Source organism: Photobacterium sanguinicancri, assembly GCF_024346675.1.
In the GTDB taxonomy this organism is placed as follows: Bacteria; Pseudomonadota; Gammaproteobacteria; order Enterobacterales; family Vibrionaceae; genus Photobacterium; species Photobacterium sanguinicancri.
Window position 1 is genome coordinate 1,680,185 of sequence record NZ_AP024850.1, and the last position, 18,316, is coordinate 1,698,500.

At 41.7% G+C, this 18,316-nt stretch carries 11 protein-coding genes; 6 read left to right on the forward strand and 5 right to left on the reverse strand.

Annotated features, from left to right (window positions below):
• The first annotated feature begins 308 nt into the window (after positions 1-308).
• On the forward strand, positions 309-2,141 hold the full coding sequence (locus OCU87_RS08010; RefSeq protein WP_261858216.1) for a leukocidin family pore-forming toxin: 1,833 nt from the start codon (positions 309-311) through the stop codon (positions 2,139-2,141).
• Positions 2,142-2,208: 67 nt separating this feature from the next.
• Here the strand turns inward: OCU87_RS08010 and OCU87_RS08015 are convergent, their stop codons facing one another.
• Entirely contained in the window at positions 2,209-5,082 is a 2,874-nt protein-coding gene (locus tag OCU87_RS08015; protein WP_261858217.1) for a C25 family cysteine peptidase, read from the reverse strand.
• Between the two features lie 853 nt (positions 5,083-5,935).
• On the opposite strand from OCU87_RS08015, the gene OCU87_RS08020 reads away from it, so the two are divergent.
• A complete protein-coding gene (locus tag OCU87_RS08020; protein WP_261858218.1) occupies positions 5,936-6,844 on the forward strand; it encodes a DMT family transporter in 909 nt (302 codons plus the stop codon).
• 696 nt (positions 6,845-7,540) lie between these two features.
• Here the strand turns inward: OCU87_RS08020 and OCU87_RS08025 are convergent.
• Complete coding sequence (locus OCU87_RS08025; RefSeq protein WP_062692857.1) at positions 7,541-9,067, reverse strand: YfcC family protein; 1,527 nt, start codon at positions 9,065-9,067, stop codon at positions 7,541-7,543.
• Positions 9,068-9,331: 264 nt separating this feature from the next.
• Between OCU87_RS08025 and OCU87_RS08030 the strand changes: the two genes are divergently transcribed.
• Positions 9,332-11,878 carry an AAA family ATPase gene (locus tag OCU87_RS08030; protein ID WP_261858219.1) on the forward strand — a complete coding sequence of 849 codons (2,547 nt, stop codon included), beginning with the start codon at positions 9,332-9,334 and terminating at the stop codon, positions 11,876-11,878.
• Between the two features lie 3 nt (positions 11,879-11,881).
• A complete protein-coding gene (locus tag OCU87_RS08035; protein WP_261858220.1) occupies positions 11,882-13,291 on the forward strand; it encodes an McrC family protein in 1,410 nt (469 codons plus the stop codon).
• A gap of 60 nt (positions 13,292-13,351) precedes the next feature.
• On the opposite strand, the gene OCU87_RS08040 is transcribed toward OCU87_RS08035, so the two are convergent.
• Positions 13,352-14,242 (reverse strand): MBL fold metallo-hydrolase, encoded by an 891-nt coding sequence (locus OCU87_RS08040; protein WP_261858221.1) that lies wholly within the window; start codon positions 14,240-14,242, stop codon positions 13,352-13,354.
• Between the two features lie 59 nt (positions 14,243-14,301).
• Entirely contained in the window at positions 14,302-15,546 is a 1,245-nt protein-coding gene (locus OCU87_RS08045; RefSeq protein ID WP_261858222.1) for an MFS transporter, read from the reverse strand.
• Positions 15,547-15,644: 98 nt separating this feature from the next.
• Between OCU87_RS08045 and OCU87_RS08050 the strand changes: the two genes are divergently transcribed.
• Positions 15,645-16,541: a LysR family transcriptional regulator gene (locus tag OCU87_RS08050; RefSeq protein WP_062692909.1), complete on the forward strand. Its 897-nt coding sequence runs from the start codon at positions 15,645-15,647 to the stop codon at positions 16,539-16,541.
• A gap of 169 nt (positions 16,542-16,710) precedes the next feature.
• On the opposite strand, the gene OCU87_RS08055 is transcribed toward OCU87_RS08050, so the two are convergent.
• Positions 16,711-16,893: a hypothetical protein gene (locus OCU87_RS08055; protein ID WP_062692867.1), complete on the reverse strand. Its 183-nt coding sequence runs from the start codon at positions 16,891-16,893 to the stop codon at positions 16,711-16,713.
• A 391-nt stretch (positions 16,894-17,284) separates the two neighbouring features.
• Here OCU87_RS08055 and OCU87_RS08060 point away from each other — a divergent pair, with 391 nt between their 5' ends.
• Positions 17,285-18,238 carry a helix-turn-helix transcriptional regulator gene (locus OCU87_RS08060; RefSeq protein ID WP_094958270.1) on the forward strand — a complete coding sequence of 318 codons (954 nt, stop codon included), beginning with the start codon at positions 17,285-17,287 and terminating at the stop codon, positions 18,236-18,238.
• Positions 18,239-18,316 lie beyond the last annotated feature (78 nt).

An 18,316-nucleotide genomic window follows, 5' to 3' on the forward strand; every position in this document is an offset into this window, starting at 1 on the left:
GCGCATTATATGCCTAGTCATATTGCTAGTGGGTATTTAATTGTTCGCTAAAGGTTTCTCTGTTGTTAATGGCGAATAACATACTCACTTTCTTTATTGACTAAGATTCTTGTTCATATCTTAACTTTTAAGGTACAGGCTGCTTGCCTTTATCTGTATATCTATAGCTAGATGAATTTAGGTACGACTATGAACAAGAGGCGTCGCTTGTTCCCTCCGATAATTACCTATGATGGGGTGAATAAAGCGATGGTCTAAAAAAGAAATGTTTGGGCATTTCAAGGGACAATATAGCTAGGAAATAAATCATGATAAGAAAAAATATTATAACGCTTGCTATACTAGGGCTAGTGGCAACCACAACAGTTAGTGCAACAGAAATGACTGAACCTGTAGGCTCGGCCGTTAATATGTTAAGTGAACTACAAGATGTTAGTGATGTTAACTATATTAATGCAGGGTATTTAGTCGAGGAAAATGCGGTTCCTCCGTCATTGTCCGAGATCAAAACACAGGTTTTAGACCTTGGGAAACGTTACTTTATCGACTTCAGTAATATCGCGACTGAAGACGCTAAGAATAAAGCAAAAGATAAATTACGCAAAAGTATCGGGGTCTTTTTATCTGGTGATATGATCATCATCAGCCCGTATAAAGGTGAGTTGATGTTCTCGTTGCTGGATGGCATTGATGATCCCAATATCACTCTGTTAGAAGCTCAGCCAAAACGCGCCTCACGTTCGAAGCGAAGTGCGCCATTACTCTCTAGTTCTGACAATACTATTCCTAATATGGCTTTTTACTTAAATGCTTACCGCCGAATTTCAGATGACGAATGTAACCTGACGTTCAATACTTATCAGGGGCCAATAAAAAGCCGTCAGATGTGTAATAACGGTCATATCTCTCTGATCTACAAAGTGAACCTTCAGCGTTCATTGCGGTATGGTACACAAGGATCTGCAACACCAGATGCGAAAATCGTCCGCATTGGTATCGATGATTCCACCCAAGGGACGGGTATTCACCTAAATGATGCGGTTGAAAAAAGACTGTTGGCGATGCGTGGTATTGAATGGCCACTAGGCGGTGATGAAGCAGAACTTGTCACGACAGCGATAGCCCGCAGTTACGACTTTAACTTTGATGCGTCGAATAATAAAGCCAGCATTCTTCGTACAGTGCCTGCGTCTAACCTGAATGCCAATTATAACCATAAAGAAGTGTCGACGTTTAATTTTGGGATAAGTGGTGGGGTTGAAGTAAATAAAGATGGCCCTAAAGGTAAGTTAGATGTGAACGCGAGCTGGAGTGAGTCTAAATGGCTGACGTTTGATACTCGTGATTATCGCGTAGAGCGAAGTACTCATGGTGCAAAACATGTTGAATTCAAATGGGCAAGACAGCAATATCCTAATGCTGAATCAATTAAGAAAACAACAATTCATGGTTATACTGCAGGCTTAGTATTACCCGCTGATACGAGTAAAGTTAATTCAATTGGGTATGAGAGTTTTACGCCTAAAATGGAGGTGATCTATAAAGCTGCTCCAACGGAAACGGGGACAACAACGCTATCGGTAGATTCAGCGGTAGATATTACAGGGTTTAGATATTACACCAATGTCACAGGTTTCTTTGGTGTTCGTACTTATTACTCGAAAGACAGTGATAATCAAGTTAAACACATTAATAACAAAGTAAGCTTTGTGGTGGATTGGGATCACCCTGTATTTACTGGTGGTCGACCTGTTAACTTGCAATTGGCTAGTTTTAATAACAAGTGTATTGCAGGTGATTACCTAAATAAGTTAAGTGCTAAGACATGTAATGAGGATAACTTCCAACAAGCCTTTATTTATAACAAGGTAGGGCAGTTTGTCAGCGCCCAAAATACCAAGTTATGTTTAGATGGTGAAAACCTAAATCAGCTTGGAACATGTGGTGCTAATCTTTCACAACGCTGGACATGGAAAGAAGGTACCAACCAACTGCAAAATGTGTTTACCCAAGAATACTTAGGTCACAATAAAACGACAGGTGATCTAATTATGGCTGCTGGGCCGACGAGTACTATCAGTACTGATTGGTATTCTGCTTATGTAAATGTATTTAAACAGTCATCGGTACACAGAAACTAGTGTCGGTTAATCGACGTTAATTATTATCACTTTAAAAAGGGGAGCCTAAGTTAGGCTCCCCAATTTTTTATTGAACGATCATAGTGTGTGTCGAGGAAGATGACTTCCCTTTATCATCAGTCACTGTCAGTTGGAAGGTTAACTTAGCATTCACATTTGGTGTTAGTGCATAAGCATAACGGCTGGTTGGGTAAGCTATTTGTACTGTTGGACCTGAAACTTGGCGCCACTGGTATTGGCTGATCGAACCATCAGGATCAGTTGATTTAGTTCCATTTAGCGCAGCCCATTGAGAGAAAGAGGCGATTTGCTTCTCAGGGACGATAGCAATAGGCGCTTTATTATTATCCGGATTTTCAGACTTAACGACGATAGTTTGAATAGCCGAATCTGTGTTGCCATTCTCATCAGTCATGGTGAGTTTAAACTTCAACGTTGTGCTGTAATCTGGCGTAACTGCGTAGGCATAATTTTTGTCTGCGTAATCAATGCGTACTTTAGGCCCTTCAATCTGTGTCCATTGAAAATGTACTTTGGTGCCTTCAGTGAAAGTTGATTGAGTACCATCTAATACCACCCATTGGCGGGCTGGTGATTCTTGGCTAGCAGACACTTTTGCTGTAAGACTGGTATTGCCTCCAACAGCGATCTCACCTTCATAAGCGGGGGCGTTGTGTTCGGTGACAGTGAGTGTCATTGATTCCGTCGGTGTGATATCGAAGTGTGCGACACCATTTTCATCTGTTGTGACAACATGCGACTGACCTGACCTGACTTGACCTGACTTGCCCTGTCTTGATTTGGCAACAAGGGCAACACGTGCATCTTTAAGTCGAGTACCATTGCTTTGTACAACCACATCAAATGCAGATTGAGCGCCACTCGCGATGTTTTCAGGGTAGGTTACTGTTAATGCTTGTGGGCGTTGAGTGCGTAACTCTAGTTCCGGATCACCAAACCAGCTAAAGAAGCGGGCAGTGGAAAGCGCAGTACCTTGGGTGCCGTAATGGCTAAATAGACGGTGTTTAGCACGGTTTACTGCCATTGCTGGACGCCAAGATACAGGGTAGATATTACTTGACCAGTTACCGTCGTAATCGTCCCAGAAGCTATCCATGATTGCGGCATGCATTAGGTCGTTGTAACCGGAGTAACTCACTCGCACAGCACCAGTAAAGCCAACTGCACCACCATTAGGGTTACGCATCCAAGACTCTGCAAAAGAATCTTTGCCGTCGAACCAACCCGTTGCACAGTTTAAACTGAAAACAACAGGTGACATGTTACCGTTAGCGAGTGCGTTGACATCGGTTGCCGTATAGTGAGGATCAGCCCAGCCAGAACCATCACCGTAACCATGATCTCGGTGCATGACTAAGCTAACACCTTGATTGATCGCGTCTGAGATTTGCACATGGTTGCCGTTGCCTTGGTCTTTCCAAGCTTGGGGTACAGGGCTTGGTGGTGTTACACGAGCACTACCGTAATCCCAACCACCGTATTTTAGTTCTTTGGATAAATCGGCATCCCACTGAAGTGCCGTGTGGATTTGAAAACCCTTATTAAATAAATCACCAGGACCGCCAAAGAAGTCATAGTCAGGGCCTAAGAAGTCAGCGACACGATGGAGATCTTCCATAAACATACGATCAGCTTTTCTATTGCCATCGTTATCTTGGTATTGTCCAGCAAGTAATACATTGTTGTAGCGTTCTGAATCAACAGGTGTTTTTTCGTAATTTAAAGTACGAGTAACCATGCTGGTGATCTGCGCTTCGGTATCACCTGGAAGGCGACCTAGTACCAAGTCTGGGTACTTATCAGTGCCATCGACTAAGGTGTATTCGAAATCTGTATGCCACTTGTGGTTCTTACCGTGATAGCCGTGACCTGTGATTTCCCATGCAGGAATATCTTCATGATCACCAACAAGTAGTACGTACGAGGTCATTGTCCCGTTGCTGTAAGAGTCTGTAATATATTTCTTGATGTCTTCTTGTGTATTACCTGTTTCTGTCACAGTGGCAACATGGACCTTGTAGCCTTTTTGGCGCTTCCAAGCTGCTAATGGTGCAATGGCATCTTTGAATCGATCTGCGGTGATGATCAAGTAATCTGCATTTTGTGCAGGTGTTAGCGCAGCATTGTTTTGAACATTAGGTTGAGCTTGTTCAGCTTTAGAACGGATATCAATAACAGAATCTGTTGGTGCATCAAACCCTAACTGATCAGTGCGTTTTGAGTGCGCCCCTTTGTTTTTAGGCAAAGTGTAGTCAACGTGAAAGCGCACTTTTTTGGCGAAACGGACTGTTTTTTCAATCGCACTAAAATCCATTGGACGATACGAAATAACCGCGTAACTTTTGCCACGAACACGCACTGTTTCAACGACAGCAACGGGTGGCATCTTGGCATCTGTCACTAAGCTATAAGCGTCTTCATCTTTTACAAATGGCATATTTTGGTCTGGGCGGGAGCCATCCATTTCAACCACATCAGGGAAGGGGAGTTGAACAGGATCAACTAATGTGTCTTTGAACGTTTCAGACCATTCGACCTCATCAATAATAATATTCAGTTGCGCGCCATCTGGAATGCGAATTAGCTGTTGGTAGCCAGTTAGGTTTGGCTTTCCTGGTTCAACCGGGCCGCTGCCATCTGGTAATATAATACGGTCATAAATATTACCATCAGCCATTTTTACTTTAGCCATCGTGAGGGTGGTTAGTTTAGCCTCAAATATAGCTTTACTGTTATTAATACTTAACAGAGAAAAATAAGGATTAGCTTTTTCGTCTTCTGCAGCAGAAGCAATATCCGCTGCCAAATCAAAATTGATAATACGCTCATTAAAAATAGAGGCGTCAACATGCTCGACAGCAAATGTGGATTGTGAAAATAGTGCGAGCGTTAAAAGTAATCTCGTTTTATTGAGTTTCATTGTTGTCTCCGGTATGTGTTGTGTTGTTTGAATTTTGAGTTTTTTATATTTTATAAAATGACCGGTCTGATATTTCAGCCAGTTATTGTTGTATTGAGTGTTTTCTTATTATTTAATTTATACAGTTGTATTTGAATTATTCCTGAAAATGGGCTGTCGCTTTAAGTTGTTGTTTATGCTCTGTTTTGTGTCTTTGCTTCACGTCATCTCTATGAGTTTTTATCTTTTTAATATCGAGTTGATAAAGAATGTATATCATAAATAGATAAGTGCATCGCAGAAAAGTGCATGTATATTTTGGTTTTGTAATACAAATGTGATGTTGCTCTAATAAAATATTCTCCTGACTGTTTGTTTTTGTCCTAATGCTGACCCTTATTAGGGGGGCTGTTTATTTTTTTATAAATTAAAATGTAATGAATTTTAATTTTGTAGAGGGGGATGCTTCGATTGTTAAGATAAAATAGATTAGGTCGCTTTATTGTTTTTAATGTGGAGGTGTTAAAGTTTCAAGGTGAATGAAAGTTCTAATAAACCGTCAAGGTATACGCTATCTAGCATTAAGTGTCATAACGGTTTAAATGATTTTTACTTGGCTACTTGGCTACTTGGCTACTTGGCTACTTGGCTACTTGGCTACTTGGCTACTTGGCTACTTGGCTACTTGGCTACTTGGCTACTGAGTACTCACTTATCTTTTAGTTGATCTTTTCGTGGTGGGGACAAAATAGTGCTTGTTGCTTATGGCAAAGCTGATGAAGTAAACAGAGTAATTATTGTGTTTTTCCCTTTCATTCCGTCGCTCAGTTCCATAAGATCACATCTTCTATACACATCAAATAATTACGGATTTATGCCAGCTCAATTTATGAATTTTATTCCCATTGGTGTCAGATATATGTTGGTATCTGCACTGGCTTTTGCACTTATGTCTAGCTGCGTAAAACTGGTTAGCACACATGGTATTCCTGTTTTTGAAATAGTGGCAGCGAGAGCGATTGTTTCCCTGATCATCAGTTATGTGGATGTGAAGCGAAAGGGCATTTCAATTTGGGGTAACAACAAAAAATTACTGGTGGCACGTGGTGTTGCAGGTTCACTTGCGCTGGTTTGTGTGTATTACGCTGTGGCGACATTGCCCTTAGCCGAAGCGACAATTCTTCAATACATGCACCCTGTTTTTACGGCTATTTTAGCCTTGGTATTTCTGCGTGAAAGAGTACAAGCCTCGACTGCTATATGTATCGCCTGCTGTATTTTAGGCTTAGGGTTAATCGTAAGCCCTAACTTGTCTGCTGAAAGTGCTGCTGAGCTACCTATGTTTAGTGTGATTGTCGCGTTACTGGGTGCGCTGGGTAGCGCCGTTGCCTATGTGATCGTAAAGCGATTGAGTAAAAGTGAAGACAGTTCCGTGATCATTTTCTATTTCCCACTTATTGCTTTGCCATTTTCACTCTTTTTGTTGGGCGATGATTTTGTGATGCCGAATACAGAAGCTTTATTCTTGCTGTTATTTGTGGGTATTTTTACTCAGATAGGGCAAGTAGGGCTAACCAAATCAATGCAAACTGTCGCTGCTGGTAAAGCAACAGCATACTCGTATGTACAAGTGGTCTTTTCGATCATACTGGGTGTGTTCTTGTTTAATGAAATACCATCAGGGTGGACATTGGCTGGTGGGGCATTAATCATTATTGGTGCTTTAATTAATGTCTTTGGTAGCATGAGACCTAAGCCGATGAAAGCAAAAGAAGTAAATTGATAGGTTGTTAATGAGTGATGAAAAGACCTACTAGGGTAGGTCTTAACCTAGGGTTAGAGATTAAAAAGTGTCTCTAACAAAGCGTCTTCTGAGTTAAACCACAGTGTTGATAACTCATTATCTCTGTTGACTTTAATAAATGATGAAAACACTTTTGATTCTTGGTTTTTATCTAGAAAAGTCAGAGCATTCGCGACTGAACTAAATGATTCGCCATTTTCATAATTGATCATAATATTACATGCTACAAATTCCATATGTTTTCACTCCAAGCTTATCTTCCATTGACGTATAAATAGTAACTAATGATTATTAATTTATTCTATAGTTATTACTCTCACATTAATTTGAAATTTGTTAAATATCTTTCGTTATTCCGTTAATTAATTCTTACATTTTTTATTGTTAATGATGTTCGTTTTTAGTGCGAGTTTTTTTGATACGATTAATTATCATTAATCGACTTGTTCATAATGATAAGATATTGCTGTTATACATAGTTAGACGCACGCTTAATATGTGCTTTAACTTATCTGGGAAATAAATTGAATAAGTGAGAGACAAAATTATAAAAAATGAGGGAGTGTGAAAATATAATGGAATACGAAAGGTACACAATTAGAAAACTATATAAAAAGCTACTGAGAATAACTGACACTACAGTAGCTTTTTAAAAGTGTTGTAGAGGGCGTTAATCTAAAGCATCATCACCTGTGCAACCAGTAATAGCGAACCAAAGCCCAGCAAGAAGATAACGATGGGCAGCACGAACTTGATCCATTTGTTAAATGGAATGTCGAGCATTTGTAAAGTCACCAGCACTAAACCTGTTGGTGCTAAGAATAGCATTGCGTATTGCCCCCAGTTGTAAGCTGATACCACAATGTCGCGAGGGATCATAACTGTGTCAGCCAGCGGTGCCATAATAGGCATGGCCAATACAGCTAAACCCGATGAAGACGGCACAACTAAGCCTAACAAGAAGAAAATAAACATTTGCGAGACAGCAAACACACTGCCGTGCATGCCAGTTACTAACTGTGATGCCCACGCCAAGATAGTGTCAGACACCATACCTTGTTCAAGGATGATATTAACACCACGGGCCATCCCAATAATCAGTGATACTGCCACCAATTCAGACGCACCTTGAGTGAAGGCTTCAACCGCTTCTTTTTCTTTCAGACCAGAGATAAAGATAATAATAATGGCAATGGTTAAGAACGAAGCTGCCATTTGTCCAAACCACCAACCTTGAGTCGATACGCCCCAAATCATCATTGGGAACGCGATGGCGAACAAACCTAGAATAACTTTACGGCGTAAGGTGAAAGGGATTTTTTCATTCAGATCTTTGCCTTTCAAGAAACGTTCGCTGAAAGCTTCTCGGTCTTCATAGGTGTAAGAGAATGAAGGATCGGCTTTGATCTTCTTGCAGTACCAGTACAGATAGCTGATCACTGTGGTAATACCGACAACCAAACCAAATGTACGCACGCCAATCCCTTCGGTAAATGAAATCCCCGCGGCATTAGAGGCGATAACGACACTGAATGGGTTAATGGTCGAGAAAGCCGTACCAATGGAAGCGGCCAAGAAAATTGCGCCGACACAAACGATAGAGTCAAAGCCAAGCGTTAAGAAAATAGGCACAAGGATAGGGTAGAAAGCGACGGCTTCTTCTTCTAATCCGCAAGAGGTGCCACCCAGTGCCATCACGATACAAACAATGGCAACAAACAGGAACTCTCGCCCTTTTGTTTTCTCTGACAGCCTAACTAGCCCAGCATTAAAAGCGCCGGTCTTGTTAATCACGCCAATCATGCCACCTAAAATTAAGATGAAGACAATAATGTCAGCGCCTTCAACCGTACCTTCTACCATCGCAATGGCAATATCGCTGAAACCTTTGGGTGACTGAACCAGTTGCTCATAGGTGTCGGGAATCGCAATTGGTTTGCGAATGGTGCCGTTAACAAATTGGTCGATACCTATGTTGATGTTGAGTTTTTCTAGCTCAACTTGTGTTGCTGGCACCGTAGTAACTTCACCCATCGGGCTAGAGACATGAAGTGCATTTTGACTGGCGTCGTAAGAGAGTTTTGAATAAGAGCCTGCAGGAACAAGCCAAGTTAAACCGATCGCAAATAAAGTAATGATAAATAAAATAGTGAAGGCGGTTGGGAACTGAAACGTTTTGCCTTTTTGTTTGGTAAGCAGCATAAGAATTTCCTCTAAGCCGTATTATTAGACAGGAGAGATAGTCAATCCATGCATATACGGTAATATGTTACCAAATGTAATAACGTCGATTTGATCACGAAGTTAAGACTGTCTTTTATGAATAAAACTGATCTTAGAAGTGCGTGAATAACCAAAGTTAATATATTGTAAACCCATAGCGTTAAAACAAGATTTGTTTTCAAATCATCAAATGGTATGATGTTCTGTATGTTGGGTGGGGAATATTAATAAAGTAGGTAGCGAGTGAATTTTCAAGATTTAGTCAGCAAACTTGAACAATATGGGTTTCGTAACGACGGCATCAATAAGGACTTTGAATATCGTTATGAGAACAATAACGAGATAGGTAAGGTATTTTATCAAGGGCTAAAACCGTTATTTGAATGGTTAAGCGAACGTAATGATATTTCCTTTTCTACAGGGAGTTATGGAGATAAATATAATCTGAAATTTTACTTAGATAGAGCAAGCGAAGATGCTGGTTCGGGTACGTTTATATTTAGTCTAAATCTTCAAGTAAACAGTGGATACCTTTCATTTTCTCAGACAGAAAATCTATTACTTGCTTTCTCATTCCAAGCGGTTCTCAGTGATGGATATCACCCGATTGTTACCCCAAGGAATAATATCCGTCGTCGAGTTGATTTTTTAGAGCAAAAAAAAGCGTCAGGCTTAGCAATTATCCCTACTCAAGACATTTCACAATACTGGCAAGCATGTTTGGTTGAGCTTGGTATTTCCTTTAGTGATACAAGCCCTCAATTTTGGCAACGTTGCGATCAAATCTCTCAACCAGCAGAGCAAGCTTTTTTATTTGGTATTGCACGTCAGCTTTCGCAAATCCTTCGATACTATAATGCGCAAGCATATTCCAATAATGACAATCAGTTTCTTTATCAAACGAGTAATAACACACTAGGTGGAATGAAGCTTGGGGCTGCTGGTTTGAGTTTTGAATTTAATTTGTCGCAAGCGAATAGTAAGCAAATAAGCTTTTATCAAAATATTAAGAGCGTTCTGAGTGAACTTAACTTGCCTTTTACGCAAGAAGATAATTGGTTAAAAATCGCGATTAATAACAATACCTTTTACAAAGCTCTTACTTTGATGAAGCGGTGGTCTAAAACCATTGAACCTGTATTATCCGACCAACAAGAGGATGGCGAAATGACGGCTGAAAATCACAACGGTACGACTATAACTTATTCACCACTTAACCAAATTCTATTTGGCCCTCCAGGTACAGGTAAAACCTTTGAAACAACAGAAGCTGCAGTAAAAGCGGCTGATCCTGCGTTTTATTGTCAGCTTAATATTGATCCCGCAGCGGGAGCGACCACAGAACAGCGTCAAGCGTTAACAACAAAATATAAAGCCTTGTCGGAAGCTGGACGTATTCGCTTTGTGACCTTTCATCAAAGCTATGGCTATGAAGAGTTTGTCGAAGGCCTAAGAGCGGAAACCACAGAAGATAATCAGATTAGCTATAAAGTGAGTGACGGTATTTTTAAGTCGATATCTAATGCGGCTTCTGTCTCAGAATTACACTTGGATGCTGATATTAATCATAATGGCCGAGTGTGGAAGCTTTCAATTGAAGGCGCTCATAGCAATGCCGCAAAAAGTCACTGTTTAGAGGCGAATATCGGCGCTATTGGCTGGGGGAAAACCGGCGATCTGAGCCAAGAACCGCGCAATGAATACTTTTTATCGCAAGGTACTAACAATCAAAACTCGCTCAATTACTTCTCGCAAGAAATGGAAGAAGGCGATCTTGTTCTTTGTATCGATAGTAAAACATCGGTAGAAGCGATAGGGGTTGTGTCGGGGCCGTATCGTTATGTTGAAGACGGTGTACCGTCTCGCCATGATTATTGTCACCAGTTGCCAATAAAGTGGCTGGCAAAAGACTTCTCTGTCGACTTTAAAGAGCTGAATAATAACACGCAATTTAGCTTGCCCACCTGTTATCCGTTATCGCGCTTGAGTGTTGCCGAAGTGCTGAATCACCTGCATAGTCACGGGATTGAATTAAGTGACAGTGCCCCTTCACCTGCACAAAGCCACGTTGAACAGCATAATCATGTACTGGTTATTGACGAGATAAACCGTGGCAATATCTCTAAAATCTTTGGTGAGCTTATTACGCTAATCGAAGAGTCTAAACGTGCCGGCAATAATGAAGAGATCACGTTAACCTTACCGTATTCCGGCAAAACGTTTGCAGTTCCGAATAACCTTTACATCATAGGCACGATGAATACGGCTGATCGCTCACTTGTTACGATGGATACCGCACTGCGTCGCCGTTTCGATTTCAAAGAGATGATGCCAAAGCCCGAATTATTCAATAACAGAACAGTGAAGGGTATCGATCTAACGCGTTTACTAGCAACATTGAATAAACGCATTGACGTTTTATATGACCGAGAACATACGCTGGGCCATGCTTTTCTTTTCCCTGTGTTCAATGAGGCGAACGAAGACAATGCCTTTATTAAGCTGAAGGATGCATTCAAGAACAAAATTATTCCATTACTAGAGGAATACTTCTACGAGGATTGGAATAAAATCCGCTTGGTACTTGGCGATAACCAAAAAGAATTGGCTGACGGTCGCGATTACGCTTTTATCCACACTCATACTGACTCTTACGATGCACTGTTTGGTAATAACCACGGTTTAGAAACGTATGAAGATAGCAAGGTCACCTACAAGCTGAAAGCCTTTGACGATGCGGTATGGGATCAGCCTGAAGCTTACATTACGATTTACTCTAAGAGTGAGTAAGCCATGGTGAAGCCAAAGAAAGAAATCACCGTATTTGAGTTTGATTTTGTAGCTAAGGCGATAAAAGCCGAATGTGGTACCAGCCATCCTAACGTTCATACCGTGACAGCCAAGAGTTACGATTACTTGAAGTTGATGTGCTTAGGCGAGAAGAGTGATCGTAAGTTATTTAAGCTGCGCAGTATTGATGGGATGGAAGTCTTGCAAGTGCAAAACTATGCCGGGGTCATATTCACGCCAGACAAGACGCAAATTGAAGTGCTGCCTAAAATTGGACGGCATTTAGATGCTGGTGAACAGGGTATTCAGCAGGCGCGTCTATCCTTAATCACTATGCTTAGAGCATTAAAGGGGTTTGAGCATGTACAAACCGCGAGTGCGAATATTGCAGCGGAAAAGATGCCTTTACTTGAGGTGTTCATTACGCAATTTTTGCAATCAGTGAATTACCTCGTTAAGCGAGGGTTACGAAGTGATTATGCACGCCGAGAAGACAATTTATCCTTCTTGAAAGGTAAGCTGAATATAGGCAAGCAGCTACGCCATAATGTGGTTAATAAGCATAAGTTGTATTGTGAGTACGATGAGTTCTTACTGGATCGCCCTGCAAATCGGCTACTGCACTCTGCATTACAAAAAGTGAAAGCGCTCACGCGAAGTGTTTCTAATCAGAAGTTACTGCAAGAGCTTGCGTTTGTTTTTCATGACATACCGAAAAGTCAGGATCACCAAACGGATTTTACCAAGTTGAAGCTGGATAGGAGTATGGATCACTACCAAGTTCCGATGCAGTGGTGCCAGCTGATATTAAACGGTTACTCACCACAGAGCATGAAAGGGGCAACCCATGCTGCGTCTTTATTGTTCCCGATGGAGAGAGTGTTTGAAGACTATGTGGCGAAAACACTGAAAGATCAGCTCGCTAATAAAAGGTCAGACTTACAGCTAGACACGCAGGCAAGCGGTAAGCATTTAGCGGTTTACCAAGGGAAAGGTAAGTTTAGTCTTCGCCCTGATTTGCTTATTAAGCGGGGGATGTACAACAAGGTCGTACTTGATACTAAGTGGAAACTGCTCGATAGCGATGTCTATAACGCCAATATCTCTCAGTCTGATATTTACCAGATGTTTGCTTATGCGAAAAAGTACTTAAACCAAGGCGGCGATCTTGAACAGAGTAGAGAGCTTCAACAAGGCAGAGAGCTTCAGCAAGGTCGAGATGTCGTGTTGATTTATCCCATGCAGCCTCATTTCAAGCAAGCACTGCCAGCTCCTTTCGATTTGGATGATGGTCATCGACTCTGGGTTGTTCCATTCGACATTGCGCCTAAGAAAAGCCAATGCCATTGGGCTGAAGCCTTACTAAGCAGTGATGAGAGCCAGTACTTTGATCATTTAGTCGCTAGCGCCTAAGTAAAATCGAAAGCGAGGGGCATGGCTTCTCGCTTTCGTATTTCAAAACCAGATCGGGGTTTAAACGTCGACACGTCGCCCTGTCGGTAAGTGCTCAAGCTTATCGCCAAGTACTTCTTTGAGTAGCGCGAATGCTTTCATACCAGTGCAATGACCAGTGTAAAGCTTGTCTATAGGGTAGGAGAGTAGCTGTTTACCAATTTCACGGATGTCTTCTTTACTTCCACCAATGCTATTGAATACGGGTAAACCCACTAAATGAAAACCACCGACAACTGCTTTTATACGGGTATCAGGAAATAGCGTGACCGCCGTATCAACCATGTTAAGTACGCCGTTGTGCGCACACCCCGTAAAGACAATCAGTCCATCTTCTTCTTTCACTACCATCATGAGTTCATGATCAAAACTATCGTGCTGGCAGCCGTGCTCTGATTCGGTGTACAGGTATTGATTCCCCTTTGGCTGAGGGTATTTTTGATTGATGTTAATGATCAAAAATACATTCGGCAGTATCTCAGTGGTGTCTTGTATCAAGTTAAGCTGGGAATTGTTTTTTCCGGGTAAGCCTTTATCGAATACGCCTTTATCGAATAAGAGTTCGTCGAGTAAGCCTTTGTCGATCCCGACGTTACTGGTAAACCCAAAGGCTTTGAACCGATAATCTTGGCTTTCACAATCTCTAAAATAAACGGATGCGGATGTATTACGCTCGATAAAATGTCTCACACCATTACAGTGATCGTGATGACGGTGAGAGATAGCCACAGCATCTACGTCTTGAATACGAATACCCAGTCGCGCCGCGTTATCGCAGAAAGTCTGACCGCTTCCTGCATCAAATAAGAGTTGCTTACCCATGGTGCTAATATGGAGCGATAACCCTCGTTCAACACCTAAATCTGGTCTGTTTTCTAAGCGGGAATTATCAACGAGTGCGGTAACTATCATAACGTCCTTGAGTCTAAATTTGTCCCCAGTTGTCAGCGGGGAGAAGATCGGTTTGCCATTCAGGATTTAGCCGCTGGAGCCTTATCATACTCTCGTTTGTTGCTGCCATTGTTAACCCACCAAAGGATGGGTGTCAGCATGATTAAAACCGTAGCGACAGTGATAACCTGAGTAAAATCAGGGGCTGAATCTGATCGTAAGGTTATCAGAGTACTACTTATGGTACTACCAAGCCCAACAGCAAAGTGTTGAATGGCACTCTGGAGACTGATTATTTTTGTCCGCGTATTGGCTCCCAATGAACTGATAAGCTCAGTGGTAATGATCAAGGTTCTAACGGAGCTGGCAATAACAAAAATAGTGAAGGTTATCGCAGCGAACATGGCATCTAAAGTGTTAAAGCCAAGGTGAATCGCAACAATCATCGCAATAGATAGCAAAGCAATCAGGCGACTGATGGAACTGCTTTTCACCGACATTCTGGCATAGGTTTGGACTGCCAAAAAAGAACCGAGCCCGCTAATGGTATAACACAAACTAAGCTGTGAGCTTGGAATATCAAGCGTGGTAATTAACATCACGGGATACTGTGTCGAAATAACGAAGGTACTGACCACAGCGCTAGTGATAATAAGCAGAGCCAACTGCAATACGCGGTTTGTGGCTGGTGGTTCGGGAGTCGTGCTCTCGGGTGTGAAAGGGGGAGTTGGCGGCGTTACTGTTGAACCTTGGCAATGCTTAGAAAGTGTAAATAGGATTGAAATACAGATAAATCCGCTACCAAGTAGCTGAAAGCCAAGCTGCCACTGCGTTGCTGATGTTGAAAATAGAAGCAAAGGCACACCGAGTGCGAGCGCCAACGGGAAGGCACTGAGTAAAATCGCCATGTTTTTCTTTCTATTGTTGTCGCTTGAAACCAAAAGCAGGTAATTCAAATTAACAACAGCCAAGGCCCCGCCAAAGATCCCTGTTAGTAGTCGTGTAAACAGTATGAGATAAAAGTCATTTAGAACGGATGCAAGTAGGGTTGTTACTGTGACTCCTGTAAGTAAAAGGAGGATCCGCTTTCGCTCATGGTTTGCATTTTTACTGCCCTTTATCACCAAGCAGATCACGGCGGCAGATAATGCATAAGCCGCAGTGAGGTAACCCGCTTGAGCCCCCGTGACGCCTGTATCTAATGCGATTGATGCACTAAACGGAACAATGATTAGCATATCGAGCGCAATCAAGAAGTGTAGCGAAAAACAGCAAAGAATGAGGCTTATGTCACTAACTTTCAGTTGGTTAAGTTGTATTTTCATAGTTATTTCTTATCAATAGAAAGCAACTATTGTAGGTGTTAGTGTCGCAGGATAAAGTGGCCTAAATGGATTTGATAATCCTAAAAAATGGGATAGTTATGATTGACCAAATCGATCAGCAGTGGCTGAGAAGTTTTCACTGCGTGTATGAAAACAACAGCTTTAAACAAGCGGCAGAATACCTTGGCATGCCGACATCAAATGTTAGCCGTCATGTTGCCTTACTTGAAGAGCAGCTAAACGTACGCTTGTTGAATCGAACAACACGTCGTGTCACACCAACAGAGTTTGGTGAACAACTGTATGGCTCAACCATCAACTTAGTTGGTGCCTTGAATGATGCATTTAAGGAAATTAGCTATCACTCTCAAGCGGTATCAGGACAGCTGAAAGTGTTAATGCCGGATATCCCGATGCTTGCAGATGCTGCCGTCTCATTTTGTCTTCAATATCCAGAAATCTCTTTCTTGTGCGAAACCAGCTTGAGCCCCAAAGAAGACTTGCTCGATGGCTATGATTTGGTTGTGACGTTCAACCGAGGAAAGCTGGCTGATAGCGGCTGGGTGGCGAAAGAGATCATGCGCTACCCAAGTGTGGTTGTCGCAGCCCCGAGTGTTATTGAACGTTACGGGCGTCCCCATAAGCTTGCAGAGCTAAGTCAGTTACCTTGTATAACAAGCCTGACAGCATTAAATGGCGTGCCTTGGGTATTTAAAGACAGCGCAGGCCAACATGTTCATCAGCACGTAAAGTCATCATTTAAAGTAAACAGCGGCACCATGGCGAGATCGGCAGCCTTAGCTGGGATTGGCTTTTCAATTCTCCCTCAGTGGTCATGCGTAGCTGAAATTAACGCGGGTTTACTTAAAAAAGTAGAACTAGAAGCACAGCCAGAGGATTTGGTGTTATATGCTTTTCATGCAGGAAGAAAGCATTTAGCCACCAAGATATCTTTGTTCGTTGAATGTCTGCAAAAGGCGCTCAACAACAGCTAAAAACGAAAGTGGCTATAGCAGAAAAACTTACAGCAGGAGAGCTTCAGAAAAAAGCTCAATATGATGGGGTAATCATATTGAGCAGAAAAAGTAGTGATGAAAGTTACTTATATTATTGTTGTTATCACCGTTCAAAATAGTGGAGCGGCATCAGATCGGTCTGCAGCCATTAAAAGGTGCCGGTGAGTAAATCAATGAGTTCACTTTCAGTTGTTGGCATTGTATCTAGTTCAATAAGTGCTGAGGCACCGCCTTTCAACATGTAAGCGGTTGCTGTGCCGTGATCATGGTGAAACCATTTACCGTTAACACACACGTCCGTGTAGCATCGTGAATCTTGTTTTAATTTCATTTGTCACCTCTTGTTGACTGTTAACGCATTATTAACATGCCTGAAAGTTCGCCAAGGTGAATATGATTTAGATCAATATTGTAAATGTTTACCACTATAGTGTTATCCATTTGAGTGGGTTTTGTGGTGTTGGTGTTGCTTTTGAAATGGGCAGGCATTCAATTTTTGGAACGAAGATAACGAATTTATAGTAAGAAGGACGCCTGAATAAGTATTCAGGCGTTTTTTTTAGTCTGTAGATTATTGCACATACTTTACGGTATGGTGTTTTGTTTGTTTTTTAAATATGTATAATGTGCGTCACATTATGTCGTATCCATAATGATAATAATCATAACAACCAATGATGTAGCGTAATTTTGCGTTGTGGTAAAAGGCCTGATTGATCAATATGGCAAAAAGATCCAGTACACAAGAATCGGTAGCGTTAGCATTTGAACTGTTAAAACGTATTCCTCGTCACAGAAAAGTGACGGCCAGTGAGTTGCGTAATCAGCTTGAAAGTATCGGCATTACGCGAGATATAAGAACGATACAACGTAACTTAGAAACCTTATGTGAACATTTTAATATCACCCGCGATGAACGCAGTAAACCGTATGGTTACTCGTGGAATAAGTGTGGCGAAGGGCTGGCAATGCCGAACTTAAGCTCTCATGAGGCGTTGTTATTGAGTATGGCTGAGGACTACTTAGCCAACCTATTGCCTTCAAATGTGATGGCATCGCTAGATGGGTTCTTCTCGGAAGCGAGATACAAGCTCAATCCACACTGTGATAACAGCAAAGATAGAAACTGGCTCAAAAAGGTCAGGGTAGTAAGTGAAACCCAGCCATTGCTGCCACCTAAGCTAGATAGCGAAGTGTTGAAAGCGGTAAGCGGGGCTTTATATAACGACAGACTACTGAATGTGGAATATCACAATGCACGCCAACAAACACGCACTGCACTTGTGATGCCGCTTGGACTTGCGCAGCAAGGCTGCCGTATGTACTTAGTTTGTCGGTTCGATGGTTATGACAACGAGCGCGCTTTAGCCTTGCACAGAATAACGAAGGCAGTCGTCTCTTCATTTAGTTTTGAGCGGCCTAAAGACTTTCGATTGAGCCAATATGATGCTGATGGGCGATTTGGTTTTGGCGAAGGCGATAAATGTAAAATCGTATTTTGTATTACGAAGCCAGCAGGGTATCACTTGCTTGAAACACCACTGGCAGAAAACCAAACTGTCGAAGAGTTTGATGAACACTATAGTATTTCAGCAACCGTTATTGATTCACTAAGACTAAAAATGTGGGTACGAGGTTTTGGTGATGATATTTGGAATGTAAGTTACGGTAAATAAAACGAGCGTGACTTCTTTTACAACAACATGAATAAAAATCAACTTGGTGAATGTTTTTATTCATCATGGTGACTCATC